General features: G+C 72.2%; 23 protein-coding genes and 1 pseudogene. 13 read left to right on the forward strand and 11 right to left on the reverse strand.

Annotated features, from left to right (window positions below; genetic code table 11):
- Window positions 1-103: 103 nt before the first annotated feature.
- The gene (gene pip, locus ACWC0C_RS10450) at window positions 104-1,069 is read right to left on the reverse strand and encodes a prolyl aminopeptidase (RefSeq protein WP_450863115.1); all 966 of its coding nucleotides are present in this window, start codon (window positions 1,067-1,069) and stop codon (window positions 104-106) included.
- 271 nt (window positions 1,070-1,340) lie between these two features.
- Here pip and ACWC0C_RS10455 point away from each other — a divergent pair, with 271 nt between their 5' ends.
- From ACWC0C_RS10455 to ACWC0C_RS10485, 7 genes are all read left to right on the forward strand, one after another.
- Window positions 1,341-2,114 (forward strand): polysaccharide deacetylase family protein, encoded by a 774-nt coding sequence (locus ACWC0C_RS10455; protein WP_449194147.1) that lies wholly within the window; start codon window positions 1,341-1,343, stop codon window positions 2,112-2,114.
- A gap of 388 nt (window positions 2,115-2,502) precedes the next feature.
- Entirely contained in the window at window positions 2,503-3,711 is a 1,209-nt protein-coding gene (locus ACWC0C_RS10460; RefSeq protein WP_450863117.1) for an EfeM/EfeO family lipoprotein, read from the forward strand.
- The gene (gene efeB, locus ACWC0C_RS10465) at window positions 3,708-5,078 is read left to right on the forward strand and encodes an iron uptake transporter deferrochelatase/peroxidase subunit (protein ID WP_450863118.1); all 1,371 of its coding nucleotides are present in this window, start codon (window positions 3,708-3,710) and stop codon (window positions 5,076-5,078) included. Before ACWC0C_RS10460 ends, efeB begins: the two co-directional genes overlap by 4 nt.
- Window positions 5,079-5,254: 176 nt before the next feature.
- The gene (locus ACWC0C_RS10470) at window positions 5,255-7,072 is read left to right on the forward strand and encodes a phospholipase C (protein WP_450863119.1); all 1,818 of its coding nucleotides are present in this window, start codon (window positions 5,255-5,257) and stop codon (window positions 7,070-7,072) included.
- 239 nt (window positions 7,073-7,311) lie between these two features.
- Window positions 7,312-8,313 carry a phosphotransferase gene (locus ACWC0C_RS10475; protein WP_450863121.1) on the forward strand — a complete coding sequence of 334 codons (1,002 nt, stop codon included), beginning with the start codon at window positions 7,312-7,314 and terminating at the stop codon, window positions 8,311-8,313.
- Between the two features lie 67 nt (window positions 8,314-8,380).
- Window positions 8,381-9,370 carry a hypothetical protein gene (locus tag ACWC0C_RS10480; RefSeq protein ID WP_450863123.1) on the forward strand — a complete coding sequence of 330 codons (990 nt, stop codon included), beginning with the start codon at window positions 8,381-8,383 and terminating at the stop codon, window positions 9,368-9,370.
- Window positions 9,371-9,570: 200 nt separating this feature from the next.
- The gene (locus ACWC0C_RS10485; protein WP_450863124.1) at window positions 9,571-11,124 is read left to right on the forward strand and encodes a N,N-dimethylformamidase beta subunit family domain-containing protein; all 1,554 of its coding nucleotides are present in this window, start codon (window positions 9,571-9,573) and stop codon (window positions 11,122-11,124) included.
- A gap of 24 nt (window positions 11,125-11,148) precedes the next feature.
- Here ACWC0C_RS10485 and ACWC0C_RS10490 read toward each other — a convergent pair whose 3' ends face one another.
- A complete protein-coding gene (locus tag ACWC0C_RS10490) occupies window positions 11,149-11,331 on the reverse strand; it encodes a hypothetical protein (RefSeq protein ID WP_449194140.1) in 183 nt (60 codons plus the stop codon).
- A gap of 110 nt (window positions 11,332-11,441) precedes the next feature.
- On the reverse strand, window positions 11,442-11,969 hold the full coding sequence (locus ACWC0C_RS10495; RefSeq protein ID WP_450863125.1) for a DinB family protein: 528 nt from the start codon (window positions 11,967-11,969) through the stop codon (window positions 11,442-11,444).
- Window positions 11,970-12,261: 292 nt separating this feature from the next.
- Here ACWC0C_RS10495 and ACWC0C_RS10500 point away from each other — a divergent pair, with 292 nt between their 5' ends.
- Window positions 12,262-12,741, forward strand: a complete 480-nt coding sequence (locus tag ACWC0C_RS10500) for a hypothetical protein (RefSeq protein WP_450863126.1) — start codon at window positions 12,262-12,264, stop codon at window positions 12,739-12,741.
- A 37-nt stretch (window positions 12,742-12,778) separates the two neighbouring features.
- The gene (locus tag ACWC0C_RS10505) at window positions 12,779-13,168 is read left to right on the forward strand and encodes a VOC family protein (RefSeq protein ID WP_450863197.1); all 390 of its coding nucleotides are present in this window, start codon (window positions 12,779-12,781) and stop codon (window positions 13,166-13,168) included.
- Window positions 13,169-13,315: 147 nt separating this feature from the next.
- Here ACWC0C_RS10505 and ACWC0C_RS10510 read toward each other — a convergent pair.
- Window positions 13,316-13,868: pseudogene (locus ACWC0C_RS10510) on the reverse strand (right-handed parallel beta-helix repeat-containing protein); the annotation flags it as partial.
- Window positions 13,869-13,882: 14 nt separating this feature from the next.
- Window positions 13,883-14,833 (reverse strand): class A beta-lactamase, encoded by a 951-nt coding sequence (gene bla, locus ACWC0C_RS10515; RefSeq protein ID WP_450863128.1) that lies wholly within the window; start codon window positions 14,831-14,833, stop codon window positions 13,883-13,885.
- Window positions 14,834-14,967: 134 nt separating this feature from the next.
- Between bla and ACWC0C_RS10520 the strand changes: the two genes are divergently transcribed.
- Both ACWC0C_RS10520 and ACWC0C_RS10525 read left to right on the forward strand, forming a co-directional pair.
- Window positions 14,968-15,966 carry a LysR family transcriptional regulator gene (locus ACWC0C_RS10520; protein WP_450863130.1) on the forward strand — a complete coding sequence of 333 codons (999 nt, stop codon included), beginning with the start codon at window positions 14,968-14,970 and terminating at the stop codon, window positions 15,964-15,966.
- Entirely contained in the window at window positions 15,963-16,886 is a 924-nt protein-coding gene (locus ACWC0C_RS10525) for a serine hydrolase (RefSeq protein WP_450863132.1), read from the forward strand. Before ACWC0C_RS10520 ends, ACWC0C_RS10525 begins: the two co-directional genes overlap by 4 nt.
- A gap of 234 nt (window positions 16,887-17,120) precedes the next feature.
- Here ACWC0C_RS10525 and ACWC0C_RS10530 read toward each other — a convergent pair whose 3' ends face one another.
- The 3 genes from ACWC0C_RS10530 to ACWC0C_RS10540 form a co-directional block, all read right to left on the reverse strand.
- Complete coding sequence (locus ACWC0C_RS10530) at window positions 17,121-17,834, reverse strand: DUF4232 domain-containing protein (RefSeq protein ID WP_450863134.1); 714 nt, start codon at window positions 17,832-17,834, stop codon at window positions 17,121-17,123.
- A gap of 259 nt (window positions 17,835-18,093) precedes the next feature.
- Window positions 18,094-20,313: a catalase/peroxidase HPI gene (gene katG, locus ACWC0C_RS10535; protein WP_450863135.1), complete on the reverse strand. Its 2,220-nt coding sequence runs from the start codon at window positions 20,311-20,313 to the stop codon at window positions 18,094-18,096.
- Between the two features lie 33 nt (window positions 20,314-20,346).
- The gene (locus ACWC0C_RS10540; RefSeq protein WP_449194131.1) at window positions 20,347-20,784 is read right to left on the reverse strand and encodes a Fur family transcriptional regulator; all 438 of its coding nucleotides are present in this window, start codon (window positions 20,782-20,784) and stop codon (window positions 20,347-20,349) included.
- Between the two features lie 718 nt (window positions 20,785-21,502).
- On the opposite strand from ACWC0C_RS10540, the gene ACWC0C_RS10545 reads away from it, so the two are divergent.
- Window positions 21,503-21,664, forward strand: a complete 162-nt coding sequence (locus ACWC0C_RS10545) for a hypothetical protein (RefSeq protein WP_450863137.1) — start codon at window positions 21,503-21,505, stop codon at window positions 21,662-21,664.
- Window positions 21,665-21,827: 163 nt separating this feature from the next.
- Here ACWC0C_RS10545 and ACWC0C_RS10550 read toward each other — a convergent pair whose 3' ends face one another.
- A complete protein-coding gene (locus tag ACWC0C_RS10550; RefSeq protein WP_450863139.1) occupies window positions 21,828-22,994 on the reverse strand; it encodes an abortive phage infection protein in 1,167 nt (388 codons plus the stop codon).
- 227 nt (window positions 22,995-23,221) lie between these two features.
- Here ACWC0C_RS10550 and ACWC0C_RS10555 point away from each other — a divergent pair, with 227 nt between their 5' ends.
- Window positions 23,222-24,127, forward strand: coding sequence for a hypothetical protein (locus tag ACWC0C_RS10555; protein ID WP_450863140.1), 906 nt, complete (start codon window positions 23,222-23,224; stop codon window positions 24,125-24,127).
- Window positions 24,128-24,175: 48 nt separating this feature from the next.
- Here ACWC0C_RS10555 and ACWC0C_RS10560 read toward each other — a convergent pair whose 3' ends face one another.
- Both ACWC0C_RS10560 and ACWC0C_RS10565 read right to left on the reverse strand, forming a co-directional pair.
- Window positions 24,176-25,036: a helix-turn-helix transcriptional regulator gene (locus ACWC0C_RS10560; protein WP_450863142.1), complete on the reverse strand. Its 861-nt coding sequence runs from the start codon at window positions 25,034-25,036 to the stop codon at window positions 24,176-24,178.
- A 123-nt stretch (window positions 25,037-25,159) separates the two neighbouring features.
- Window positions 25,160-25,867, reverse strand: coding sequence for a TetR/AcrR family transcriptional regulator (locus tag ACWC0C_RS10565; protein WP_450863143.1), 708 nt, complete (start codon window positions 25,865-25,867; stop codon window positions 25,160-25,162).
- Between the last annotated feature and the right edge of the window lie 111 nt (window positions 25,868-25,978).

The raw sequence follows: 25,978 nt of genomic DNA on the forward strand, positions 1-25,978 counted from the left end.
GCCGGCCCCTGCCGAGCCGGCCGACGCCGCGGACGGGGCGGACTTCTGCCGGCCGGCCAGCCTGACACGCCCGGCCCTGGACCGCGCCCCTTTTTTTCAGACGCTAGGAGCGGGCCGCGTACCGGTCGGTTGCCGCGACCAATGCCTCCGCCATACCGGGCGCCCCGGTGGTGTGGCCGGTGTCGTCCACGACGACCAACTCACTGTCGGGCCAGGCCTGTTGGAGTCGCCAGACGATGCCGAGCAGGTTGCCGAAGTCGAGGCTTCCCTGGACGAGGGTGCCGGGGATGCCCTTGAGCAGGTGGGCGTCGCGCAGGATCACGCCGTCGTCGTTGCCCTCGCCGAGGAAGTGGTCGTTGCCCCAGTAGTGCGTGACGGTGCGGGCGAAGCCCAGACGGAAGAGCGGGTCCTCGTAGCGGGCGACCGAGCGCGGCGGCGCGGGAATCGTGGCCGTTTCCCAGTCGGTCCAGGCCCGCGCGGCCCGTTCCCGTACCTCGGGGTCGGGCGATTCGAGAAGCCGGTTGCAGGCGACGGCGAGGTTGCCGTCGCGCTCGTCGGCCGGCACAGCGGACCGGAAGCGTTCGAAGGCCTCGGGGAAGATCCGACCCAGTCCCCTGGTCAGCAGCTCGACCTCGGCGTTCGAGCCGGTGGCGACGCCCGTGAGTACCAGCTCGGAGACGACGCCCGGGTGGGTCTGCGCGTAGCGCAGCGCGAGCACCGACCCCCAGGACACGCCCCACACCAGCCACCGTTCGACGCCCAGATGGCGGCGCAGCAGTTCCAGGTCGGCCATGAGGTGGGCCGTGGTGTTGACACTCATGTCGGTGTCGTGGGCGCTCGCGTGCGGGGTGGACCGGCCGCAGCCGCGCTGGTCGAGCAGGACGATCCGGTAGGCGGCCGGGTCGAACAGGCGTCGGGGGTACGGGGTGCACCCGGATCCCGGTCCGCCGTGCAGGACGACAGCGGGCTTGCCGTCGGGGTTGCCGCAGGTCTCCCAGTAGACGTGGTTGCCGTCGCCGACATCGAGCATGCCGTGCGCGTAGGGTTCGATCTCCGGATAGAGGGCCATCCGGGCACCGTAGCGACTCCGGCGGCCAAGGGGCAGGATGGTGCAGTTCCAGGGGCATGACGAACGCCAAGAGGAGCAGCATCGTACGCGTTTATCCGCGGTGTCCTCCGTCTCGCCCGCCCCGGTCCTCGGGGAATCTGTCGCGGAACCGCCCCGGAATTGTCCGTGATCGGTAACAGACGGATCCCGCGGTCAACCTTGGCCGTCCTGACAGGTGCACGGAAGACACGTGCACACGACCACAGGGACACGGCAGGGATCGGGGCGGGGCATGGCGCGGCATGGCGGGCGGGGATGGTACGGCCGGGTGATCGCGGCGGCGGTCGGTGTCACGGCGGTGGCGGCCGCCACGTCGGTGTGGACCGCGGAGGCCGGCCAGCCCGGTGGCGGTTCGGCCGCGCCGGGTGTCTCGGCCCGGCCCGCCGCGCCGAAGGCAGCGCCCGTGTCCGCCGAGATCGCCCACGCCTCGGAGGGCGGCGCCCACGCGGTCAACATCACCATCGACGACGGCCCGGACCCGGTCTGGACCCCGCAGGTGCTCCAAGTGCTGCGCGAGAACGGGGTGAAGGCGACGTTCTGCATGGTCGGCACGCAGGTCCAGGCGCACCCGGAGCTGGTCCGGCAGGTGGTGGCGGCCGGGCACCGGCTGTGCGACCACACCGTGTCGCACGACACCACGATGGACAAGAAGTCCGAGGCCTACCAGTCGCAGCAGATCGTGGACGCCGAGCGGGAGATAACCAAGGCGTCCGGTGGGGTACGGCCGATGTACTACCGGGCCCCGGGCGGTGCCTTCACCCCGTACAGCCGGCACCTGGCGGCCTCGCACGGGATGCGCCCGCTCGGCTGGAACGTGGACTCCAAGGACTTCGAGCGGCCGGGCACCGGCGCCATCATCACCACCGTCAAGACCGAGCTGAAGAACGGCCCGACGCTCCTCTTCCACGACGCGGGCGGCGACCGCTCCCAGACCGTGGCCGCGCTGCGCACCCTGCTGCCCTGGCTGAAGCAGCAGGGCTACTCGTTCGGCTTCCCGGTGCACTGAAACGGAGGCCGTAGCAGGCCACTCCAGGCGAACCGGTGGTCGGTGCCGCGGACCACGACGGTACGGCCGACGGGCGCGCCCAGCACCGCCGGGTCGGCGGTGGCGAACCGGTCCGGGACCTTCACGGGTCCGCCGCCGAGCAGACCAGCCCCCCGGCCGCCGACCCGCCCGTACTCGGCGTTGACGACCGCGCAGCCGCTCTCCCACGCGAGGGCCCGGACGGACCCGGTGACCGCCGCGACCAGCCGCGCTGTGTAACGTCAGCGTCAGGGCACGCGCCGGTGAACCCCGGGGGAAATCTTGGTCATCGAAGTCCTGGGACGCGCGTTCGGATCCGGAGCGGCGCCTACCATGAGGCCCTGCGTACGTCGTCCCGGAAAGGCTCGCCATGCCGTTGCCTCGCCTCGGCACGCGGTCCGTTCGTCTCCGGACGGCCCCTGCCGTGTTCGTCGTCCTCGCCGTGGCCCTCGCGGGCACGCTGCTGGCCGTCTCGCTCGGCGGCCCACGGCACGCCCGGACCGCGGCCGCCTCGTCGGGGCACATCGTCATCGACGTGTCGGAGAGCCGCTGCGGCCGCGGCTGGACCCGGCCCGAGCCCGGGCTGCGGACCTTCGACCTGCACAACTCCTCCGACGGCGCCGCCGAGGTCTATCTGGAGGACCCCGGCAGCCAGGTGGTGTACGGCGAGGTCGAGGGCATCGGACCCGGCACGACACGGCAGTTGACGGTACGGCTGGGCAAGGGGACGTACGCCTTCAAGTGCGTGCCCGACGACGCCGACGCCGTCACCGGGCCCACCGTGCACCTCACCAGCGGGCAGCGCGGCCCGGGCGCCGCACCGGTCTCGGAGCACGACCTGATCCCGCCCGCCCTCGCCTACCAGAAGTGGGTCGGCGGCGGCCTCGACGACGTCGTCCGGCTGACGACGAAACTGAAGGATGCGCTCGACCGGGGGGACCTCGCGGCCGCGAGGTCGGCCTGGTTGCCGGCGCATCTGCAGTACGAGCGGCTGGGGGCGGCGTACGACGCCTTCGGGGACGCGGACGGAGCGATCAACGGTACCGATGCCGGTCTGCCCGGCGGGGTGCACGACAAGGACTTCGCCGGGTTCCACCGTATCGAGTACGGGCTGTGGCACGGTGAGTCGGCCGACGGGCTGCGCGCCCCTGCGGCGGCGCTGGTGAAGGCGGTGACCGGGCTGCGGGACAGCTGGTCGCAGACCCGTATGGACCCCGCCCAGCTGGGGCTGCGTGCGCACGAGATCCTGGAGAACACCGTGCAGTTCGAGCTGACCGGCCGCACCGACTACGGAAGCGGCAGCAATCTCGCCACTGCCCGCGCCAATCTGGACGGCACGCGCGAGGTGTTGTCCCGGCTCAAGCCCCTGCTGGCGACCCGGTACGCCGGTCTTCCGGAACTCCAGAAGAAGTTGGACCGCGCCCGGCACACTCTCGACGCGCTGCACCACGGAGGTCCCTGGACCCCGCTGGACCGGCTCTCCCGTGCTCAGCGGGAGAACGTGAACGCGCTGCTGGGCGACCTGGTGGAGCGGCTGGCGTCGGTGGCCACCCTGTGCGATCCCCGGAGGACCGTGTGAGCGACATCGACCGAACCGGGGCAACGGGCGGGCGTGCCATGGACCGAGCCGATGGACAGGACCGGCGCCGCACCGACCACCCTGACAAACTCGACCGACCCGAAGGACCCGACCGACCCGCGGGACCGGGCCGGCGCGCGCTCGACCGCTCGGACCGGCTGGCCCGGCGCGGTTTTCTGCGTGGTGCCGCGCTGGCCGGTGCCGGGCTTGCCACGGGTGCCGCCGCGCCCGACGCCCCGGCGGTCGCGCCGGCAGCCCGGTCGACGGCTGTCGCCCCGTTCCACGGCGTCCACCAGGCCTCGGCCATCGCGGCCCCCCGCCGGACCTGTGTCTTCGCCTCCCTCGATGTGACCGCCGGGAACCGCGCCGAACTCACCGACCTGCTGCGCACGCTCACCGACCGGGCCCGCCTGCTCACCTCGGGCGGGACGCCGTCCCCGGTGGGCATCACCGGCCCGCCCGCCGACTCGGGCGTCCTCGGCGACCGGCTGCCCTCCGGTCAGCTGGCCGTCACCGTCGGCGTCGGTGCCTCGCTCTTCGACGAGCGGTTCGGGCTGGCCGCGCGCAGACCCCGGCGGCTGACCGCCATGCCCGCCTTCCCGGACGACGACCTCCAGACCGACTGGTGCCACGGCGACCTCAGCCTCCAACTGCACGCCGACGAGCCGGACATCACCCTGCACGCGCTGCGTGACATCGCCCGGCACACCCGGGGCGCCGCGCAGGTCCGCTGGCGGCTGGACGGCTTCTCCAGCCCGCCCCGGCCCTCGGGCACCCCGCGCAATCTGATGGGGTTCAAGGACGGCACCGCGAACCCGGACGCCGGCAGCGCCCGCGAGATGGACCGCCTGGTGTGGGTGGGCAAGGGCATGGGCGAGCCGGACTGGGCGGTCGGCGGCAGTTACCAGGTCGTGCGGCTGATCCGGATGCTGGTGGAGTTCTGGGACCGGGTCTCGCTCGGCGAGCAGGAGCGGATGTTCGGCCGCGCTCGCTCCTCCGGCGCTCCGCTGGACGGCGACCACGAGCATGACACGCCGAAGTACGCCGACGACCCCAAGGGGGACGTCATCCCGCTGGACGCGCACATGCGCCTGGCCAACCCGCGCACACCCGCCACTGCCGACCAGCGTCTGCTGCGCCGCGCGTACAACTACGACCGGGGCATGGACGCCAACGGCAACCTCGACGTGGGCCTGCTGTTCTCCTGCTACCAGCAGGACCTGAAGCGGCAGTTCGAGACGGTGCAGCACCGGCTGGCGGGCGAGCCGCTGACGGACTACATCAGCCCGTTCGGCGGCGGTTACTTCTTCGCGCTGCCCGGTGTCCGGGACGCCTCGGACTGGTACGGGCGTGGCCTGTTCGGCTGAACCTGTCCGGACAACTCGACCACCGAATGGGTCAACACACAGTCAAGTTTTGCCCTAACATCCCTGACTTGGTGTTCACCCGCGGGTCATCATGGCTCCGCCGGCGCGCCCCGCAACGGGCGCAGCATCCGTGCTCGTACGACGCACAGACGTTCTGTCCAAAGGGGTAGACCACCATGGTCAGTAGAGGAAGAGGAGCCGCGCTGCGGACTCTCGGCGCGGTCGCGGGAGCCGCGGCACTCACCGTGCTCGGCAGCAACGCGCCCGGCTGGGCGGCCGGGTCCGCGGGCCAGTCCTCGACCGCGACGCCGATCAAGCACGTTGTCGTGCTCTTCGACGAGAACATCTCCTTCGACCACTACTTCGCCACGTACCCGAAGGCCGCCAACACCGACGGCACGAAGTTCACCGCGTCGAAGAACACCCCGAAGGACATCGACACCCTCGCGCACGCCGGGCTGCTGAAGAAGAACCCGAACCAGTACGCGCCGAAGCGGCTGTCCCCGTCCCAGGCGATGACCTGCGACCAGAACCACAACTACGGCGCCGAGCAGCTTGCGTACAACGGCGGCAAGGCCGACCAGTTCGTGCAGAACACCGAGGTCGACAAGTGCAGCGGCGGCCTGTTCGGCGAGCCGGGCCTGGTCATGGACTACTACGACGGCAACACCGTCACCGCGCTGTGGAACTACGCCCAGCACTACTCCCTGAGTGATCGTTCCTTCAGCTCGAACTACGGCCCCTCGACGCCCGGCGCGCTGAACCTGGTCTCCGGCAACACGCACGGCGTGATCTCGGTCGACCCGACCACCGGCAAGCAGACGTCGACGCCCGACCCGTACGCGGTGAAGTCCCCCGACGCCAAGGGCGTGGGCACGGTCATCAACGACCCCGACCCGGCCTTCGACGACTGCTCCGGCAAGGACCACACGAGCAGCAACGCGTTGGCGTCGATGCAGGGCAGGAACATCGGTGACCTGCTCAATGCCAAGAACGTGAGCTGGGGCTGGTTCCAGGGCGGCTTCCGTCCGTCGACCGCGTGGAGCGGCACGTCGGGCTCGTACGCCAAGTGCGACACCGCGCACACCAACCTGGGCGGCGCGTCCGTGGTCGACTACAGCCCGCACCACAACCCGTTCGCGTACTACAAGTCGACGGCGAACCCGCACCACCTGGCGCCGAAGAGCGTCTCGGAGATCGGCCACAACGGTCGGGCCAACCACAACTACGACCTGACCGACTTCTCCGCCGCGCTGAAGGCGGGCAAGCTGCCGGCCGTCAGCTTCGTCAAGGCCGGTGAGTTCCAGGACGGCCACGCCGGCTACTCCGACCCCACCGACGAGCAGCACTTCATCGTCAGCCAGATCAACGCGATCCAGAGCTCGCCGCAGTGGAAGTCCACCGCGATCGTGGTCGCCTACGACGACTCCGACGGCTGGTACGACCACGCCTACGTCACGCCGAGGAACGGCTCGGCGGACACCTCCCTCGGCTCCAACGGCAAGGCCACCGACAGCCCGGCCTGCCAGAAGGGCCCGAAGGCGTCCGGCGGTTACGCGGACCGCTGTGGCCCCGGCACGCGCCAGCCGCTGCTCGTCATCTCGCCGTACAGCAAGGTGAACAAGGTCGACCACACCCTGACGAACCAGGCGTCGATCACCCGGTTCATCGAGGACAACTGGAGGACGAGCCGCGTCGGGGACCACTCCTTCGACGCCACGGCGGGCTCCCTGTCCGGGATGTTCGACTTCCAGCACCCGAACAACAAGCAGGTGCTGCTGAACTCCGACGGCTCGGTCAAGCACGTCGGCCCGATCAAGCACGTCGCCCCGGTGTCCACGAGCATCACCCCGGGCCCGGCGATGCAGAACACGGCCGCGACGACGGACGCCTCCGGCTTCCCGGCCCTCCCGGTCGGCCTCGGCGTGGGCGCCCTGCTGGCCGCGGGTGCGACCGGCACGTACCTGACGCTGCGCCGCAAGCAGCAGGCCTGATCCCGCGGTTCCGCACACAGTGACGCGCCCCCGGTCGGTGACCGGGGGCGCGTTCGTGTGGCGGTGAGCGTCCAGGTGTAGGAGCCGTTCGGCACGAGCTTGCCGGACTGGTTCTCGCCGTCCCAGGCGATGTGCACGGCGCTGCGGGTGGCGCCGCCCTGCCAGGTGCGCTGGACGGCGCCGGTGGTGGCGCGCGAAACGGGGTGGTCGGCTGCCGGCCGTGATGGTGGGATGGCGCGGTGCAGCGTGAGTTTTCGATCGTCGTGGACCGGAGCAAGTACCAGTACGCGCCCACTCCGTGGGAGCAGGAGGCGTGGCGGGCTTCGGCGCTCGACTGGGTGGTGGAGCAGCTCGCCGTACACGGCTTGCGTGCGAGCGGTGAGTTGAAGGTGCGGCTGCGGCCGTGGTCCGTGCTGGTGCGGATGCCCGTCGTAGGGCGGGACACCGTCTGGTTCAAGACGAATCCGCCGGCCAGCGCCTTCGAGGGGCCGTTGACCGCCGTGCTGGCCCGTTGGGTGCCGGAGTTCGTGCTCGAGCCGCTGGCCGTGGACGCCGAGCGCGCGTGGGTCCTGCTGCCCGACGGAGGGGAGCTGTTCCGCGACGTGCTCGCCCGGGCGCCGGTCGAGCCGCGGACCTGGGAGGAGTTGCTGGGCCGGTACGCGAGTATGCAGCGGGCGCTCACCGGGCACGTGGCCGAGATCGAGCGGCTCGGGGTGCCCGCCGCCCGGACCCTCGACCTGCCCGGGGTGTTCGACACGCTGCTCGCGAGAAGCACCGCGCTACGCCCGGAGGCACGCGCCCGGCTGGAGCGGCTCCGGCCCCGCCTCGCGGACTGGTGCGCCGAGCTGGCGTCCCTCGGCATCGAGGACACCCTCGACCACGCGGACCTGCACGACGGCCAGCTGTTCCATCCGGCACCGGGTCGCTTCACCTTCTTCGACTGGGGCGACGCCGCCGTGTCGCACCCTTTCTGCAGCCTGCGCATCCCCGCCGACAAGGCTCGCGCACGGTACGGGCCGCAGGTCCTGGCCCGGCTCCTCGACGCCTACCTGGAGCCCTGGACGGGTCCCGGCCGCACGCCGGCGGACCTGCGCCGGGCCGCACACCTCGCCTGGCGCGTGAGCACCCTGGGTCGCGCGGCGTCCTGGGGTCGCACGTTTCCCGACCCCTCGGGCACCGCCCTGAGCGCCGAGCAGAGCTCCGAGTCCCTGCTGGAGCTTCTCGACGACCCGCCGTTCTGAGGGGCCGCGGGCGTGGCCCCGGAGGTATCGCTCGCCCGCACCGTCCCCCCGACGGACACTGGCCCCTATGACCCGCACTCGTGCGCCCGTCGCTCCCCCGCCCGGCCGCCGTACCGTGCTGGCGGCGCTCGCCGGTATCGCGCTCGGCGCGGCGGGCTGTTCCAGCCGTACGGCCCCGGCCGCACAGCCGCCCCGCACCGGCTCGCCCTCCGCGTCGCACTCCCCCGGTCTGCCGCGCACCACCCCCTGGCGGCCCACCTCCGCCGAAGTGCAACCGGCGGCGAAGCTGCGGGCCGTGCAACTCGTCGAGGCGATCGGCGCGTGGGGCGAGGGGCACGGTGGAGCGGCGGCGGCACGGGCGAGGGTCGCGGCGCTCCGGCTGCCCACGGCGCTCGTCGACCAGGCCGGGCCGCTGCTGCCGGCGGCCGACCAGGCGGCGCTGCAGGTCGTGGACGCACAGTACGGCGGGATCCTGTCGACCTCCGCCAGCGTGCTCGTGGTGTGCCGGCAGTGGACGCGGCGCTGCGGCACGGTGAGTGCCGGCGGGACCACGGTCGACGTACGCCTGTCCCGGTCGGGGTCCGGCTGGACGGTCGACGCCCTGCATCCGGCGGAACCGGGGCCGGCCGCCCGGTCGTTGCCGTCGGGCATCCGGACCGTGCTCGCCGACGACCGGATCGTGCTGCCGCCCGCCGCAGCGGCGGACCTGCGCAGCGGTCGGGTGCACACCAGCGTGGCGCAGGCGATGCTCGCGCTGGCGCGGACGTACCGGCTGGAGGTGAGCGTCGTGCGTTCCGGGCATCCGCTGGACGTGTTCGGCACCAGCCGGCCCAGCGACCACCCACGCGGCCGGGCCTTCGACGTATGGCGGATCGACGGCCACGCGGTCGTCGACCCGGCGACGCCGCGCAGCCTGATCGAGCGGTTCATGCGGGACGCGGCGGCGGCCGGGTCGTACAACGTGGGCGGTCCGGTACTGCTGTCGGGCGGCGGCGCCGGTCAGTTCTTCAGCGACGCCACCCATCACGACCACGTGCACATCGGCTTCCGTACCTGACGGCACCCGACAGCGCCGACAGCGCCCGCCGGCCCCGAGGCAACCGGCGGCACCCGACCACGTCACCCGTTCGGCCGTACCGTCGGCGCCCCGGCCGGGCATGCCCACGCGGCCTGCGTGCCGGTGTTCGCCGGGCTCCGCGGGTTGCGCCGGCCGCGCGGGCGTCCTGACGCTGGAGCTGACACACCCCGGGAGGTGCAGTGGCTCCGGCACACGACCCCACGCCGTCGGACGGCCTCGGCCGCCGGCGATTCCTCACCCTGTGCGCGGGCGCCGGCCTCGGCACGGCCGCCGCATGCACGGCGGCACCGCCGCATCCGCACTCCACCGCGGCCCGTGACGCGCGGCTGCGGCCCGAGGCGGAGCGGGACGCCCCGGGCACAGCCGACTGGCAACTGGGCTCCACCGGCCCGCCGGACGCGGTGGCCGGCTACCCGGACCGGGTGAGCGTGACCCCGGGCGAGCGGTTCGGGCTGCATGTGTCGACCACCGCCGCGGCGTTCCGGGTGTCTGCCTTCCGGGTCGGCTGGTACGGCGGCCGGCAGGCCCGCCGGATATGGACGTCCGGCCGCATACCCGGCCGCGCCCAGCCGGACCCGCGACTGCTGCCCGCCACCCGCACCGTGCGCGCCGACTGGCCCCTGACGCTTCCGGTGGACACCACCGGCTGGCCGGAGGGCGCCTATCTGCTGCGGCTGGAGGCGGAGAGCGGTCATCAGCGGTACGTTCCGCTGATCGTCCGCTCCACCGCGGGCGCGGGCCGTACGGTCCTGCTGCACGCGCCGGCCACCTGGCAGGCGTACAACCGCTGGGGCGGCAGCAGCCTCTACAACGGCGCCTCCGGCGCGTACGCCACCCGCTCCCTCGCGGTGAGCTTCGACCGCCCCTACGACGGCACGGGCGCCGAGAAGTTCCTGGTGTACGAGCGGGCGTTGGTGGTACTGGCCGAGCGCCTCGGCATCCCGCTCGCCTACACCACCGGCGTCGACGTCCACCGCGATCCCGGGGTGCTGCGGGGCGCGCACGCCGTCGTCTGTCTGGGCCATGACGAGTACTGGACGCCGGAGCAGCGAGCCCATGTGACCGCCGCCCGGGACGCCGGGACGAACCTCGCCTTCCTCGGCGCGAACACGTGCTTCCGCCGGGTCCGGCTCGAGGCCGGGGAGGCAGCGGACGACCGTACGGTGGTCTGCTACAAGAGCTCCTACCGCGCCGACCCCTGCTACGACTCCCACCCCGCGCTGGTCACCACCGACTACCGTCTGGCGCCTGCCCCGGATCCCGAGTCCTCCCTGACCGGCGTGCTCTACGAGGGCTATCCGGTCGACGCCCCCTATGTCGTCCGGGCCGCCGATCACTGGCTGTACGACGGCACCGGCGCGCGTTCCGGAGACGCCTTCGCCCATCTCGTCGGCGTCGAGTACGACCGGATCACCCCCGGCGCCCCCACCCCGGGACCGCTGGAGATCATCGCGCACTCCCCGCTGGTCTGCGGCGGGCGGCCCAGCCACAGCGACTCGGCGTACTACACGGCTTCCGGCGGCGCGGGCGTGTTCGCGACCGGCACCATGCGCTGGGTGGAGGGCCTGGTGGCCGGCACCGGCATGCTGGGGCGCGACCACGGCATGGACGCCCGCACCCGCGCCTTCGTCACCCGGACCACGGAGAACCTCCTGCGGACGTTCGCGAAGGGCCCCGCCGCCCGGTACGCCCCGCCGCCGCGCGCCAATGTGAGCGCGGTGTACGGTGCCTGACGTCACGTCAGCTGAGAGGCGCGATCAGTTCGTCGGGGCGTGCTGCCCTCCCGAGCGCAGGTAATCCCTGCGGGCGTTGTTGTAGATCCGCAGGAGATGCTTGGCCACGGCGCAGGCCGCGCCGTCGGCATGGCACTGACGGCACGTCCGGACGTGCTGCTCATAGGTGAGTCGCGCGTTTTCCAGCGCATCGTTGAGAGAAGACATGGACATCTCCGGGCAGGGCGCGGCCGTGGGACCGCGCCAAGTTGACTGACTGGTACACCCAGAGCAAGGTGATCATGTTACTGGCGGTACTGGGAAACCCGTACTGCCGCTCACCGCTGCGCGGTGGTGTTCGCCCCGTCCAGCGCCTCCCGGATGATGTCCGCGTGCCCCGCGTGCTGGGCCGTCTCCCGGATCAGGTGCAGCAGGATGCGCCGGGCGGACCAGTACACGGTCTCGGGCGGGGACCAGGGGGTTGTGGGCAGCGGCACGGTCCGGTCAAGGCCGGGCAGGGCCGCGACGGCCTCCTCGATCGCGCGGGTTCCCGCCGCGTACTCGACCAGCAGCCCGGCAAGCGTGTCGCCGTCGGCCATCCGGTACTGGCCGAGGTCGAGCATGCCCTCCGGCAGCTCCCCGTCGCCCTTCGCCATGATCTGTGCCCACACCCGCTCGCCGCGCGCCAGGTGTTTGACGATGCCGCCCAGCGTCAGCTCGCTCACCGTGGTCCGCCGCGCGGCCTCCGCATCGGCCAGGCCGCGCACGGTGATGAGCAGCAACTCCCGCTGTTCGGCGAGGGCTTGGAGCAGCTCGGCGGACTCGTCCGACGACAGGGACGCGTGGTTCTCCGATGAAGTGACCATGGCTCCACCGTAGGGAGCATTTAGGTCGGATACTGACCGCTTGGCGAGGAAGCGTGCGGGGTGGGCGATCGAATGCGTGCCGTATCACCCCCGGCTGCCGGGCCGACCTCACCGCGCTGACCGTGGATCCCGTGCATGCGCCGGGCGACGAACTCGCCTAGGGAGTAGGCGAGGGCGGACACCATTCCCGCCCGCTCCGCCCGGCACACTGTGCGGATGCGCGGGCGTCAGCGGCCCGGGCTTCGAGGCGTACGCCCGGATCCTGCACCCGGCCTCGCTTCAGGGGCGGCCGGTGCGCTGGTCGGCGGTGGCCGCCGCGCACGGGACCCGGGTCACTCCGGGCTCGCGCTGGTACGAGGTCGCCGGAAGGGACAGCGAGTACGTCAACGCCTCCGCATACGGACTGCCCGGTGTCTGGGACGAGCATCCCGGGGAGAGGCCGACCCCACCCGGTGTCGCGCGTGACCTCATCCCCCTGCCGGCCCGGCACACCACGGCTCCGGAGCGGTGCTGGTTCGGGCTGTGGCACGGGTACGGCCGCCGGGACTTCGGCCGGTGGCCGACCTTCGAGACCCCGGGCCGGGACGAGGTGCTGCTCACCGGCGCGCCGGCCGATGCCGCCTCGCCGGTGTCCCTGGGCGGTGACACCGATCTGACCAGCACCTCTGTCGGAGGGTCCGCCGAGCCGGTCGCGGTCCGCCGGCGTCGACGCGCCGTGGCTTCCCCGGCTAAGATCGGCAGTGGCATCGCGTGCCGGTCATCGGCTGGGTGAGGCATGGAGGTGCCGGGACATGCCCTGGAGGCATTCCTTGTCGGTCGAGTTGAACCACACCATCGTCCATGCCCGGGACAACCGGGAGTCCGCCGAGTTCTTCACCGAACTGCTCGGTCTCGAGATCACCGCGGAATGGGGCCCGTTCGTCGCGGTCGCCCTCGGCAACGGAGTCACCCTGGACTTCGCCACCGTCCCCGAGGACCGGATCACGCCACAGCACTACGCTTTCCTCGTCTCCGAGGAGGAGTTCGACGCCGCGTACGCGCGTATCGTCGAGCGCGGCATCGAGCACTACGCCGACCCGCACCAGAAGCAGCCGAACGCGATCAACCACAACGACGGCGGCCGCGGCGTGTACTTCATGGATCCGGCGGGCCATGCCATGGAGCTGCTGACCGTCCCCTACGGCGGCTGGCCTTCGTAACCGGCGCGCCTCACCTGCCGAATCCCCGGCACCTGGTGAGACGCGCCCGCAGCTCTAAACGTCACCCGGGTGCGCGCTGGTGGCCTGAACGCTCCGGGCGGGACGCCGTCGGCAACGGCGTCCCGCCGGGAGTGTGCCGTTCGTCGGCTACGGCGTCACGACCGAGCCGCCGAAGGTCACCACCAGCCGGCCGTTCGAGGCGAAGGACCAGCCGAAGGCGCCCGAGTACGGGGAGCAGCGGGAGCCGTTGGTGCCGGTCCAGAACTGGTTGGAGCTGTCGGCGTCGCCGATGGCCTTGTCGTTCGAGCCGCTGACGGCGAAGCGGCACGAGGTGTTGCCGCGGAACACCGAAGTGCCCTTGTCGAAGGCGTAGTTGCGCTCGGTGTTGTCGCTGCTCACGTTGTTGGAGATGGGTGCCGTCGGTGAGCGTGCCGTTGCCGTAGGACAGGGAGTACTCGATGGTCACCGGGCCGATGGCGCCGGTGTCGGTCTTGGTGCAGAGGTCCCAGCCGTCGTCGATGTTGTTGTGGGAGACGTCGTAGCGGAACACGTGGGTGAGACCGTACAGGCGCCAGTAGTCGGCGTTGAGCTGGATCCCGCGGTTGGACGAACTCTCGCTCTGGCCCGAGAAGTTCAGTACGGGCTTCTCGCCCGGGTAGGCGGAGAGGGTGGTGCGGGCGCTGGACGTGCCGTTGCTGCCGGGGAGGGCGTCGCCTACTCGCCCGGGGCGAGGATGCGGGCCACGATACGGGCCGCATCCGCGACGAGCGCGTCGTCCGCCGGTGCGTCCTGGGTGCTCTTGGCCGACAGCACGGTCAGCAGGAGCGGTGTCTTCCGGGTCGTCCAGGCCACGCCGATGTCGTTGGCGCTGCCGTAGGAGCCGGTGCCGGTCTTGTCGGCCAGCACCCAGTCGCGCGGCAGTCCGGCGCGGAACCGGGCGGCGCTGGTGGTGTTCCCTTTCAGCCAGGTGACGAGCCGTTCCCGGTCCGCGTCGGCGAGCGCCCGGCCCAGGGTGAGCCGCTCGAAGCTGCCGCCGAGGGCCTGCGGGGTCGTGGTGTCACGCAGGTCGCCTGGGATCGCACTGCCCAGGTCCGTCTCCCACCGGTCGAGCCGGCTCACCCGGTCGCCGAGCGAGCGGAAGAAGCGGGTGAGTCCGGCGGGTCCGCCGATCTCCCGCAGCAGCAGATTGCCGGCCGCGTTGTCGCTGTACTGGATCGCCGCCGCGCACAGGTCCGCCACCGTCATGCCGGTGTCCACGTGTTCCTCGGTGCGCGGCGAGTTGGGCAGGATGTCGTGGGGCGGATAGTGGACGACCCTGTCCAGCGGCGCGCAGCCGCCGTGGTCGCGCAGGACCGCCGCCGCGGCGAACGCCTTGAACGTCGAACACATCGCGAACCGCTCCCCCGCCCGGTGGGACACGGTGCGACCCGTGCGCACGTTGCGTGCGTAGACGCCGAGCCGGGCGCCGTGCCGCCGCTCCAGTTCGGTCAACTCGGCTTCCGCTGCCCGCCGTACGTCGTCCGGCGCCGCCGATGCGGCGGGTGCGGAGGCCGCGGTCGCCGCCATGGCCGCGGTGGTGAGGGCCAGGCCCGCCTTGAACAGGCCGCGTCGGGCCATGGGGGCGGGGCCGGGGCGGTCGGGGCGGGAGTGGTCGGGGCTGGTCATGGGCACAGTCCTCCTCTGGTCGGCGTCCGTGATCCGCTTCCTGGATCTTCGACGGGGACAGCGAAACAGCCGGAGGCCACTCATGTCCAAGAGTGAACTTTGAACGCCCCATGCTTTATTGATATGAGTGCTGGATGGATCTCCTGGCGCACCTCGAGGCGTATGTCGCGACGGCCGACGAAGCGAGCTTCTCCCGGGCGGCCGACCGGCTCGGCATCGCCCAGCCGCTGCTCAGCCGTCGTATCAAGACGCTGGAGGAGCACTTCGGCGGCCTGTTGTTCGACCGTTCGAAGCGGCAGATCACCACCACGGAGCTGGGGGTCCTACTGCTCCCGTACTCCCGGGACGTGCTGGACCGGGCCCAGCGGCTGCGCCAGGTCGCCGGTGCGGCCGGGCGGGCGCGGACGCGAGCCGTCGGGGTGCCCGCGCACTGCGCCCCGGTGGCACTGGCGCGCGCGATCCGCGCCGGAGCCGAGCGCGGGATCACCCTCGGCGTGCGTGAACTGCCGCCCGGTGAAAGGGATTCCGGACTCGCCGATGGCTCGCTCGCGTACGCGCTGGTGCGGGTTCTTCCGGAGCGGGGCGCGTTCCAGGTGCCGCTGGGTCTGGCGTCCGCGCCGGAGCCGGACACGGCGGACGGGGATCGGGTTCCGGTGTACGGCGGCGGCACTCGGCGCGGGGTGCACCTGGAGGACCTGCGCCCGCGGCGTGGTCGTAGCGCCGAACGCGCTGTGGCGCTACCGGTGTTGACCTTGCCGGAGGATCACGTGCCGTCCGGCGCGGACCGTCTGGAGCGGGCCGTGGCCCGCGCCGGGCTGCCCCCGGGCCGGTTCCGGCCGGCCGGGCCCGCGGCCACCGCGCTCGCCGAGACGCTGGCCGGGCGGACGCTGCTGCTGTGCGCCGAGTCGTTCGCCCGGCAGCACGGGGCACGATGGGCCCCGCTGGCCGACCGGTCACTGCACCGGGGGTACGACGTCAGCGCCGCCCCGGACCGGGCCGGCGCGGCGGATGTGCCGGAGTGGCTGGTCCCGCTGCTGGCGTCGGCGGTGGGGGCCGCCGCCCGCGGTACCGGCGCGGCGGGCCAGGGGACCGGTGGCGAGGACGTGGCGGCGCGACTGGCGGCCCGCGGATGAGCGCGGCACCGGTGTACGTCGGGGACGACGGCGCCCTGCTGGACGTCGCCGAGGCGATCGCCGCCGACTGGGCGGCACTCGGCGTGCGCGGCTCCTTCCTCGCCCGGAACCTGGACACGGGCGAACAACTCGGCTTCGACGTAGAGGAGTTGGTGCCGCTCGCGTCGGTGGTCAAGGTCCCGCTCGCCCTCGTCGTGCTGGACCGGATCGCGGCCGGTGACCTCGATCCGGCACACCCGGTGACGGTCGACCCGGCGAGGAGCAGCGTCGGTCCCACCGGACTCGCGGCGTTCCGGTACCCGGCGACCGTGGCCGTCCGCGATCTGCTGCTGCAGATGCTGTCGGTGAGCGACAACGCCGCGGCGGACGCCTTGCTCGACCTGGTGCCGGTGGCGGACGTGGACGCGCGGTTGCGCGCCTGGGGGTGCGGGGAGGTCCGGATGCGGCACCGGATGAACCACATGTACGAGTGTGCCGCCGGTGCCGCCGGCAACGACTTCTCGCTCGCGCTGGAACTGGCCCTCCGGGACGAGCGGGCTGACCGGCACACCATCGAGACCCTGGATCCCGCCTACGCCAACGCGGGCTCGGCCGCGGCGCTCGTCGAGCTGCTGCGGCGGGTGTGGTGCGACGAGGTCGCCGTCCCCGCGGCGACAGCGGAGCTGCGGCGGCTGATGGGGTTGCAGGTGTTCGCGCATCGGCTGGCGAGCGAACTACGGGCGGACACGCTGCGGTGGAGCGGCAAGACGGGCTCGTTCCTGCACCTGCGGCACGAGATCGGTGTGGTCGAGGCCGATTCGGGGGACCGGGTGGCCATCGCCGCGCTGACCCGCGCGGACCGCTGCGCGGGGCTCGCGCCGGACATCGACCTTGCGATCGGGGTCGCGGGGCGGGAGGCCTTCGAGGTGCTGCGGAGGTGACGGGGCCGTGCGCGTCGGCAGCGTTGGGCTACGGCCGTCGGGCGTCTGCGGGTGTCTTGTGGCTGCTCGCGCCCACGCGGCGGAGCCGCACATCGCATACGGCCTCGCGCCCCTTTGGGGGGCCGCCGCGCTCGGCCTCGACCGGATGGCCGGCGGCGCCGACCGGATCGTGCGGGCGCAGCGGGCGGCCCCGGCCGCCGTCTTGGTCGGGGCCGCCCGCTGGTCGAGGGGCGGTCAGGAAGGCTTTGCCGCCAGGACCGCGGTCGCGGTGACGGTGTTGTCGCACTCGGCGAACTCACCGTCCGAAAGGGCGACTTGGTGCGCCCCGGAGCCGGGAATTCCGACCACGAGCGTCGGGTAGACGACGGGCTTCGCACCCGACACGCAGTACCCGTCGGCCTCGCCCTGGACCTGGACGAAGGTCAGCTTCACCCATGCCTTGCCGCCCGGCGCGAGGGACACGGCCGACGCGCTGCCCGTGGGAGTCACCTTCAGCGGGCTGTTGTGCTCGGGGGACCCGTTGCCCGCTCCGGCCACCGACGGGTGGCCGCTCAGGACGCACGCGTGTCCGGAGGCGTTGGTGAACTCGACGATCGCCGCGCCCGTGCCGGTGCCGTCCGGGCGGTTGGCCGCCTGGTAGGCCGTCGCCGTCACGGCCGACACCGAGCACGTCGGCGTCGTACCGGCCGAGGTGCCGGACGTAGGAGTGGCCGGGGTGCTCGGAGCGGTCGATGTGCCGCCGCCGGAGGATCTCGTGGCCGACGGGGCCGTGGGGGTGGGGTTCGCGGCGGTGGGGGCGGTGTGGGCGGGGGTGGCGGAGGCCGGGGTCGGGGAGGACGTCTTGGCCGCCCCATTGTCATCGCCCTGGCTGCACGCCGTCAGGGACAGCGCGGCGGCGATCACGGCCGTAGCAGACGCAGCGAGGCGGATGGTGTTGCGGTGGTGCATGGGGTCCCCCGATTCCGGTGATCCGTGTTACGACCGGCTCCGTGCCGGTGTTCACGGACGGAGACAGCGCCGGGAGACTCGGAGTTTCCGCTGTGGCCCGCCTGTGACGGTTGTGGATCACCTGTGACGGTTCCATGAAGCCAAGGCCCCTGCCTCTGCCCCTGCCCCTGCCCCTGCCCCTGCCCCTGCCCCTGCCGGCAACGACGAGGGCGTCCGGGCCGACCTGTGCGGGTCGGCCCGGACGCCCTCGAAGCGTTGATCAGACGAGGTCGAACCGGTCCGCGTTCATGACCTTGACCCACGCGGCGACGAAGTCCTTCACGAACTTCTCCTTCGCGTCGTCGCTGGCGTAGACCTCGGCGAGGGCACGCAGCTCGGAGTTCGCACCGAACACCAGGTCGGCACGGGTTCCGGTCCACTTGACCGCACCGGAGGCGTCACGGGCCTCGAACTCGTCCTGCGCGGAGGACGTCGACTTCCACTCGGTGTCCAGGTCGAGCAGGTTGACGAAGAAGTCGTTCGTCAGCGTGCCCGGCCGGTCGGTGAGGACACCGTGCTTGGAGCCGTTGTGGTTGGCACCGAGGACGCGCAGACCACCGACGAGGACGGTCATCTCGGGCGCGCTCAGCCTGAGCAGGTTCGCCTTGTCGACCAGCAGGAACTCGGCCGGCAGGCGGTTGCCCTTGCCGACGTAGTTCCGGAAGCCGTCGGCGGCCGGCTCCAGCGCGGCGAACGACTCGACGTCCGTCTGCTCCTGCGAGGCGTCGACACGGCCCGGCGCGAACGGCACCTCGACCTCGACGCCGCCGTCCTTGGCCGCCTTCTCGACGGCCGCGGAGCCCGCGAGTACGACCAGGTCGGCCAGCGAGACCTGCTTGCCGCCCTTGGCGTTGAAGGACTGCTGGATCCCCTCCAGGGCGCGCAGCACCTGGGCCAGCTCGTCCGGGTTGTTGACCTCCCAGTTGCGCTGCGGCTCCAGGCGGATACGGCCGCCGTTGGCGCCGCCGCGCTTGTCGCTGCCGCGGAAGGAGGAGGCCGCGGCCCAGGCGGCGGAGACCAGCTGCGAGACGGTGAGGCCCGTGCCGAGGATCTCCTCCTTGAGGGAGGCGATGTCCGCGGCGTCGATGACCTCACCGATGCGCTGCGGCAGCGGGTCCTGCCACAGCAGCTCCTCGCTGGGGACCTCCGGGCCGAGGTAGCGGACGACCGGGCCCATGTCGCGGTGCGTCAGCTTGTACCAGGCGCGGGCGAAGGCATCCGCGAACTGTTCCGGGTGCTCGTAGAAGCGGCGCGAGATCGGCTCGTAGATCGGGTCGAAGCGCAGCGAGAGGTCCGTGGTGAGCATCGTCGGACGGTGCTTCTTCTCCGGGTCGAACGCGTCCGGGACGTCCTCCGGGGCATCCTTGGCCACCCACTGGTTGGCGCCGGCCGGGCTCTGGGTCAGCTCGTACTCGTACTCGAAGAGGTTCTTGAAGAACTCGTTGCTCCACTTCGTCGGCGACTGGGTCCAGATGACCTCGAGGCCACTGGTGATGGCGTCCTTGCCGACGCCCGTGCCGTAGGTGCTCTTCCAGCCGAGGCCCATCTGCTCCAGCGGGGCCGCCTCGGGGTCGGCGCCGACGTTGTCCGCCGGGCCGGCGCCGTGGGTCTTGCCGAAGGTGTGGCCACCGGCGATGAGGGCGACGGTCTCCTCGTCGTTCATCGCCATACGGCGGAAGGTCTCACGGATGTCGCGGGCCGCGGCGATCGGGTCCGGGTTGCCGTTCGGGCCCTCGGGGTTGACGTAGATGAGACCCATCTGGACCGCGGCGAGCGGGTTCTCCAGCTCACGGTCACCGGTGTAGCGCTTGTCGTCCAGCCAGACGGTCTCGGGACCCCAGTAGACGTCCTCGTCGGGCTCCCACTCGTCGACGCGGCCACCGGCGAAGCCGAAGGTCTTGAAGCCCATCGTCTCCAGCGCCACGTTGCCCGTGAGGATCATCAGGTCGGCCCAGGAAATGGACTTGCCGTACTTTTTCTTGACCGGCCACAGCAGCCGGCGGGCCTTGTCCAGGCTCGCGTTGTCCGGCCAGCTGTTGATCGGGGCGAAGCGCTGCTGGCCGCCGCCGGCGCCGCCGCGGCCGTCGCTGATGCGGTACGTACCGGCGCTGTGCCAGGCCATACGGATCATCAGCGGGCCGTAGTTGCCGAAGTCGGCGGGCCACCAGTCCTGCGAGGTGGTGAGCACCTCGGCGATGTCCCGTTTCACGGCCGCGAGGTCCAGGGCGTTGAAGGCCTCGCGGTAGTCGAAGTCCTCGCCGAACGGGTTGGCCACGGCCGGGTTCTTGGCAAGGATCTTCAGGTTGAGCCGGTCCGGCCACCACTGGCGGTTGCCACCGCCCTGGGTGGGGTGCGGGGCACGGTCGTGGGCGACCGGGCAGCCGCCGCTCGCTCCCTCCGACTTCGCGTCTGTGACGATCGCGTCGTGGTTCTCGGTCATGGCAATCCTTCCGAACTGTGCGGAACTCGGTGCTCAGGAACTGCGGCCGGTGGAACAGTCGGGGCACAGGCCCCAGTAGACGACCTCGGCCTCGTCGATGGCGAAGCCGCGGTCGTCGGAGGCGGTCAGGCAGGGCGCGTCGCCGACCGAACAGTCGACGTCGGCGACGGCGGCGCATGACCGGCACACGATGTGGTGGTGGTTGTCCCCCACGCGTCCCTCGTACCTGGCCGGGTGACCGGCCGGCTCGATACGGCGGACGAGGCCCGCCGCGGTGAGGGCGTGAAGGGCCTCGTAGACGGCTTGCAGGGAGATGTGGCCTACGCGGTGGCGCACCCCGGAGGCGATCGCCTCGACGCCGAGGTGGTCGCCCGCCCGGACGGTCTCCAGCAGCGCGACGCGGGCTGCCGTCACGCGCAGGCCGGCACCGCGGAGCTCCTCGGCGGTGGTCGGAGTCGGGGAGGCGGTCATAGAGCCGAACCTACCCTCAAAAACACGAGGGGTTCAAGAAAACGAACGATGCAATTTTGGTCGTGTGCCGTGGCCCGCCGTCCACCTCCGCGTCGCCCTCGGCACCGTCGTCCGCGCCCGCCCGGGCGTTTGCGTTCATGCTTGCGTTCGCATAGACCCGCCTGGTGGGCACGTCCGTCACCGGGTAGCCGCGCCCGGCGTGGGGCGCACGGGCACGGGCGGTACGGCGACCGGTCACGCCGTCGGCCGCGGGGCGGGGCGGCGAGTCGGTCTGTGGGTGGTTCTGCGGGTGGGTCTGCAGGTGGGTCGGGGACATGCCCGCATCATCTGGCCCGGGATCGGCGACAGCGGCGCGGCAAGCCGGACGGTCCTCCGAACAGGTGAGCCTGCGCGTGCCTTGCCGCGCTCTGTTCGCCTGGGCGGGGGCGAGGGCGAGGCGAGGGCGGCGGATACCAACGCTCTGTACGGCCTGGTGAACCCGCGGGCTCGGCCTGGGACGTCGGCTGTGGCACCGGCACGATGCCGCACCGGGCACGCGAGCGCGGGCATGCCGGGCGCGTGCGCCTCGCCCCGGCCCCGGCCGCCCTGGGGCCGCGCGCGACGTGGGAGCGGATGCCAACCTCGTGACCGCGGCTGACCTCGCCTTCCGGTTCCTGGCCACGGACGACGAGATCCCTGCCTCCCTCCACACCGTCCGTGCCGTGCCGCGGGACCTGCGATGCCGTCGGCTGGGAGCTGGGGGTCGCCCACGCCCGGCTTCGCTACCTGGACGTTCCTGGCCGAGACCGGCTTCGAGATCGAGGGCCGCCCCGGCGACTGGTGTCGCGCCCCCGTCACCCTGGCGGGCGGGGAGATCATCACCGTTGCCGGGCGCGCATAGCCGGAGGCTGTAACCGGGTGGCGGAGGCCGAGCCGACCGCAGACGGAGCAGCGGGTGGACGGCAGCCGACTCCGGCGCAGCGGAGTCGCGCGACCGGTCGGCGGCCAGGTCAGGTGCGGCCGGGTCGGTCGACCTGCCAACGGCCAAGTCCGGTGCAGCCCGGTCAGCCGACGTGGCGGAGGTCGGCGTGGGCGTGCCGGTAGCGGCGGGACAGGGCGTGGAAGGCTTCCTTCGGTTTCCAGTGCCAGTCGGAGGCGGGGTCGTCCGGGTGGGCCTTGATGGACTTGGTGATGGCGTAGCTCGCCATGTCGAGGTCGTGGCGCGGGTCGCCCGGGCGGTGCGGGGCGTCGGGGGTCACGAACTCGAAGGCCATCGCCGCGTACAGGTCCAACGAATCGAAGGCGTCCAGGAGTTGCATGAGATAGGCCGCTTGGGTGCGCTCGCTGCGGATCAGGTGGCCCTTGATCTCCGGGGGCTTCTGGTCGTAGTCGACGACGTCCCAGCCCATGCCGGCGGTCTGGGGCGCCCCGACGTAGGCGCAGGTGCCGAACTCCGTGATGGCCAGCGGTTTGCCCCACCGCAGATAGCGGCTCAGCTCCCTTACGTAGTCGGCCTTGCGGGGGAACCACGAGTAGTAGTCGATGCCCACGATGTCGAAGAGGCGCCAGTCGACCCGGTCGTCCTGGGCGGCGGCGTAGCTCAGCCGGCCGTGGAAGACGGACCGGCCGACCGCGGCCGCCTTCGCGGTGAAGCGGTCCAGGCGGCGCTGCATCGCGACCGGGTCCACCTTGCCCTCGCGCAGGTTCCGGATGCGCTCGAAGACGGTGTCACCGGGGACGATCCCGGGCACGAACAGCCAGAACTCGCAGCCCACGCTGAGGTCCACGGCCGCACCGTGCCGGCGCAGCCGCTCCGCGAACCGGCCGGTCTCGGCGAGGTGTTCCAGGATGTCGCGTTCCGGGACGTCGCCGAGGGTCGGCTGCAGCCAGACCCGCAACCCCCGTTCGGCGGCCTCGGCGGCGGTGGCCGTGAGGCGGTCGACGCCGTCACCCGTCACGTCGACCGTGTCGGCGTGCAGTTCGTCCCGGATGGCCCGGATGTCCTCCCGCATCCGCGCAACGCTGAAGGCCGTACCCGGTGTCTCCCTCTCGCCCACGGTGTACACGACCCCGTGGTGGCGCAGTCCGCCCCGTGCGGCTGCACGGGTCTGCCCCGAGTCGTCCTGTGTCGTGGCGCGGGCCCGCCCCGACGGCAGCACGGTCGCGGCAAGGCCCGCGGACGCCAGGCCGGCCAGGAACTGTGCGCGCTTGATCCCCTTGGTCCTCTGCATACGATCACCCTGCCGGGGCGGGCCGCACCGGCGCCGTCCGCCGACGGTCTACGGCACGGAGCCGAAGGTTGGGGATCCGGCGCCGAAAGTCACCGCCTCCGCCCCACCTCAACTCTCTCCCCCGCCCCACCTCCCTCACCTGGATGCATCGCCGGACACGGCACATGAACACTGCGGAGTGGGATACCCGGGCTCTGTCACCGAGGTCGCCGTCGAGAGGGACACTGGTGGACCTGGACGCCGTCGCCGACGAGCTGTACGGGCTGCGGCCGGAGGAGTTCGTCGCCGCCCGCGACCGCCGCGCCCTGGACGCCCGAAAGGCCGGTGATCAGGCCCTCGCCAAGGAGATCGGCGCGCTGCGGCGGCCGAGCCTGGCGGCCTGGGTCGGCAATCTGCTCGTACGCCGGCAGCCGGAGCAGGTCGAGCCGCTGCTCGGGCTCGGCGAGGAGCTGCGCCGCGCCCACCGCGAACTGGACGGAGCACAGCTGCGCAAGCTGGCTCGCCGGCAGAACGAGATGATCGGCACGCTCGGTCGGCAGGCCCGGCGACTGGCCGCGGAGGCCGGGCATCCGGTGGGCGAGGGCGTCCAGCGTGAGGTCGAGGAGACCCTGCATGCCGTGCTGGCCGATCCGGAGGCCGCGCGGGAGTGGGCGGCGGGCCGGCTGGTGAAACCGCTCAGCTCGATGGTGGGGTTCCCGGCGGCCGACGAGGCCCTGCTCGGCAGCCGCCCCGCTCCCCCTGCGGCCGAGTCGAAGAAACCCGGCCGAGGCAAGGATCGCGAGGCGAAGGACCGCGAGACGAAGGACCCGGAGCGCCGCCGGCGCCTCACCGAGGCCCGCGAGAAGGCCCGTGAGGCCGAACGGGAACTGCGCGCCCGGGAGAAGGAGGCCGACGACGCCGGACAGGCGGTGGAGGAGGCGGGCGCCCGGGCGGCCGGGGCAGAGGAGCAAGTCCGTGAGCTGCGGGAGCGGCTACGGCACGCCGAGGAGGAGCAGCGGCGGGCACGGGCCGGTGAACGGGACGCGCGGGACCGGGCGCGACAGGCCGACCGCGCCGTACGGGAGGCCCGGCGCCGCGCGGAGTCCGCCGCCGCGCAGGTCGAAGGGCTGACCACGGGTGCAGGCACTCGCTGACGACCGGCCGCCAAACTCCATCCGGGCGCGGACGGCAGGCGGCCTCGCTCACGCTCCCGTGCTGCCGGTGTCGGCCACGGAAGCGCTGGAGGCCTCGGTGACCGTCGCCGAACGGAGTGACTCGAGCAGGCGGGCCGTCTCCGAGCCCGGTGCGGCGTGGTAGATCGCCAGGATCTGGCCGTCGGAGTCACTGAGTGGCAGTTTCTCCCGGCGCAGCTCGAGCATGCCGGCCTGCGGATGGCGCAGCCGCATCGCCCCTCCCGCCAGCGGGGCGACGTCGTGCCGGGCCCACAGCCGCCGGAACGGTTCGCTGGCCAGCGACAGCTCGCCGACCAGCTGGACGATCCGCGGGTCGTCGACGTCGCTGCCCACGGATGCGCGGAACCCGGCGACCAGGCTGCCGGCCACTTGCTCCCAGCCGGGATGGAGATCCTGCTCGTCGGGGTCGAGGAAGATCGCACGGAGCCGGTTGACGCCTGGCCGGATGCTGGGTGACACGGCGGTGGCGAGCCGGTTCGCGGCGAGCACCTCGAACATCCGGCTCTCCACGAACGCCGGCAGGTTGATCACGTCGAGCAGCTGCCGGATCCCGGCCGGCACCACCTCGCGGCGCGGCCGCCGGGGCGCGGCCGGGCGGGCGGTGGACAGGCTCAGCAGGTGACCGGTGGCGGTCGCGTCCAGCCGGAACACCCGTGCCAGAGCCTCCAGCACCTGCGGGGACGGATTGCGGTCGCGGCCCTGCTCCAGGCGGAGGTAGTAGTCGGCGCTGATCCCGGCCAGGGTGGCGACCTCTTCACGGCGCAGCCCGGGGGTACGGCGTACGCCCACGACCGGCAGCCCCACGTCCGCCGGATCGGTCAGCTCACGACGGGCCCGCAGGTACTCCCCGAGCGCATTCGGCCTGCTCATGTCCCCGAGCTTACGAGCCCGACGAGCACCGAGCCTGGCCCCGTCACCCCCAGGATGAGCTGTGGCCCGGGCAGGGCCCCTCCCACCCAAACCATATTTGACACCCCGTCAACTCTCTGGATCTCAGGACAGCTGGAAGGCGTCTGCGAGCAGCCCCAGTTGGGCGTCGAGGAGCGTGGCGGCCCGATGACCCATGCCCGTGTACTGCCCGGTGACTTCGAGGCTGACGGTGCCGTGCAGGTGCGACCAGGCCAGGATGGTGCCGCCCAGGGCGCAACGTGCGCGCGGGTCCGCTGGGTCCAGGTCGGTCCGGGCGTGCAGCCAGGCGACGGCGCTCTGGTCGCTGCGCAGCCAGGTCGCCATCTCGTCGATGACCGGCTGGACGGGCTCGGTGGCCTCGCCCTGGGCGAAGACGGTGACGAACGGCCCCATCGCGTAGCGCGAGCGCTCGACGATGTCGGCCGGGGGTGTGTAGCCAGGGGCGGGCGGCCCCTGGATGAGCAGGTAGCGGTGCGGCTGTGACAGGGCCCAGGCGTGGTAGGCGCGGCCGAGGGCGAGCAGGGTGGTGCGCGGGTCGGGACTCGGGGTCACCGCGTTGATCGCCTGCCCCGCGTCGTCGTACGCGGAGCGGACCAGCTCGTGGAGCAGCTCGTCACGGCCCGCGAAGTAGCGGTACAGGGCCGGCCCCGACATCCCCATCTCCCGCGCGATGGCGTTGAGCGCGACGCCCTGCACTCCGCTCTCGGCGAGCTGCCGCAGGGCGACCTCCTGGATCTCCTCGCGGACCTGTGCGCGGTAGCGGGCGCGCGGCCCGGCGGGTGTGGCGGCCATCTCTCTCCCTCGGGTCGGTTCGGTGCGTCTCCTGCTGTTGCCCATACATAGTGCCAGTAGGTATTGCCAGAGTTAGAGCCTATAACTAATCTGAGAGCTACAAACCGATGG

It is taken from the genome of Streptomyces sp. NPDC001709, assembly GCF_053596375.1.

Excerpts from the sequence above, each read along its gene's own strand:
- ACWC0C_RS10495 (WP_450863125.1), bottom strand. The coding sequence starts at position 11,969 with ATGGTCACTTCATCGGAGAACCACGCGTCCCTGTCGTCGGACGAGTCC.
- ACWC0C_RS10460 (WP_450863117.1), top strand. The coding sequence starts at position 2,503 with ATGCCGTTGCCTCGCCTCGGCACGCGGTCCGTTCGTCTCCGGACGGCC.
- ACWC0C_RS10480 (WP_450863123.1), top strand. The coding sequence starts at position 8,381 with ATGACCCGCACTCGTGCGCCCGTCGCTCCCCCGCCCGGCCGCCGTACC.
- ACWC0C_RS10520 (WP_450863130.1), top strand. The coding sequence starts at position 14,968 with ATGGATCTCCTGGCGCACCTCGAGGCGTATGTCGCGACGGCCGACGAA.
- ACWC0C_RS10550 (WP_450863139.1), bottom strand. The coding sequence starts at position 22,994 with ATGCAGAGGACCAAGGGGATCAAGCGCGCACAGTTCCTGGCCGGCCTG.
- katG (WP_450863135.1), bottom strand. The coding sequence starts at position 20,313 with ATGACCGAGAACCACGACGCGATCGTCACAGACGCGAAGTCGGAGGGA.
- ACWC0C_RS10455 (WP_449194147.1), top strand. The coding sequence starts at position 1,341 with ATGGCGCGGCATGGCGGGCGGGGATGGTACGGCCGGGTGATCGCGGCG.
- ACWC0C_RS10530 (WP_450863134.1), bottom strand. The coding sequence starts at position 17,834 with ATGCACCACCGCAACACCATCCGCCTCGCTGCGTCTGCTACGGCCGTG.
- ACWC0C_RS10560 (WP_450863142.1), bottom strand. The coding sequence starts at position 25,036 with ATGAGCAGGCCGAATGCGCTCGGGGAGTACCTGCGGGCCCGTCGTGAG.
- ACWC0C_RS10540 (WP_449194131.1), bottom strand. The coding sequence starts at position 20,784 with ATGACCGCCTCCCCGACTCCGACCACCGCCGAGGAGCTCCGCGGTGCC.
- ACWC0C_RS10490 (WP_449194140.1), bottom strand. The coding sequence starts at position 11,331 with ATGTCTTCTCTCAACGATGCGCTGGAAAACGCGCGACTCACCTATGAG.
- ACWC0C_RS10565 (WP_450863143.1), bottom strand. The coding sequence starts at position 25,867 with ATGGCCGCCACACCCGCCGGGCCGCGCGCCCGCTACCGCGCACAGGTC.
- ACWC0C_RS10545 (WP_450863137.1), top strand. The coding sequence starts at position 21,503 with ATGCCGTCGGCTGGGAGCTGGGGGTCGCCCACGCCCGGCTTCGCTACC.
- pip (WP_450863115.1), bottom strand. The coding sequence starts at position 1,069 with ATGGCCCTCTATCCGGAGATCGAACCCTACGCGCACGGCATGCTCGAT.
- ACWC0C_RS10470 (WP_450863119.1), top strand. The coding sequence starts at position 5,255 with ATGGTCAGTAGAGGAAGAGGAGCCGCGCTGCGGACTCTCGGCGCGGTC.
- ACWC0C_RS10525 (WP_450863132.1), top strand. The coding sequence starts at position 15,963 with ATGAGCGCGGCACCGGTGTACGTCGGGGACGACGGCGCCCTGCTGGAC.
- bla (WP_450863128.1), bottom strand. The coding sequence starts at position 14,833 with ATGACCAGCCCCGACCACTCCCGCCCCGACCGCCCCGGCCCCGCCCCC.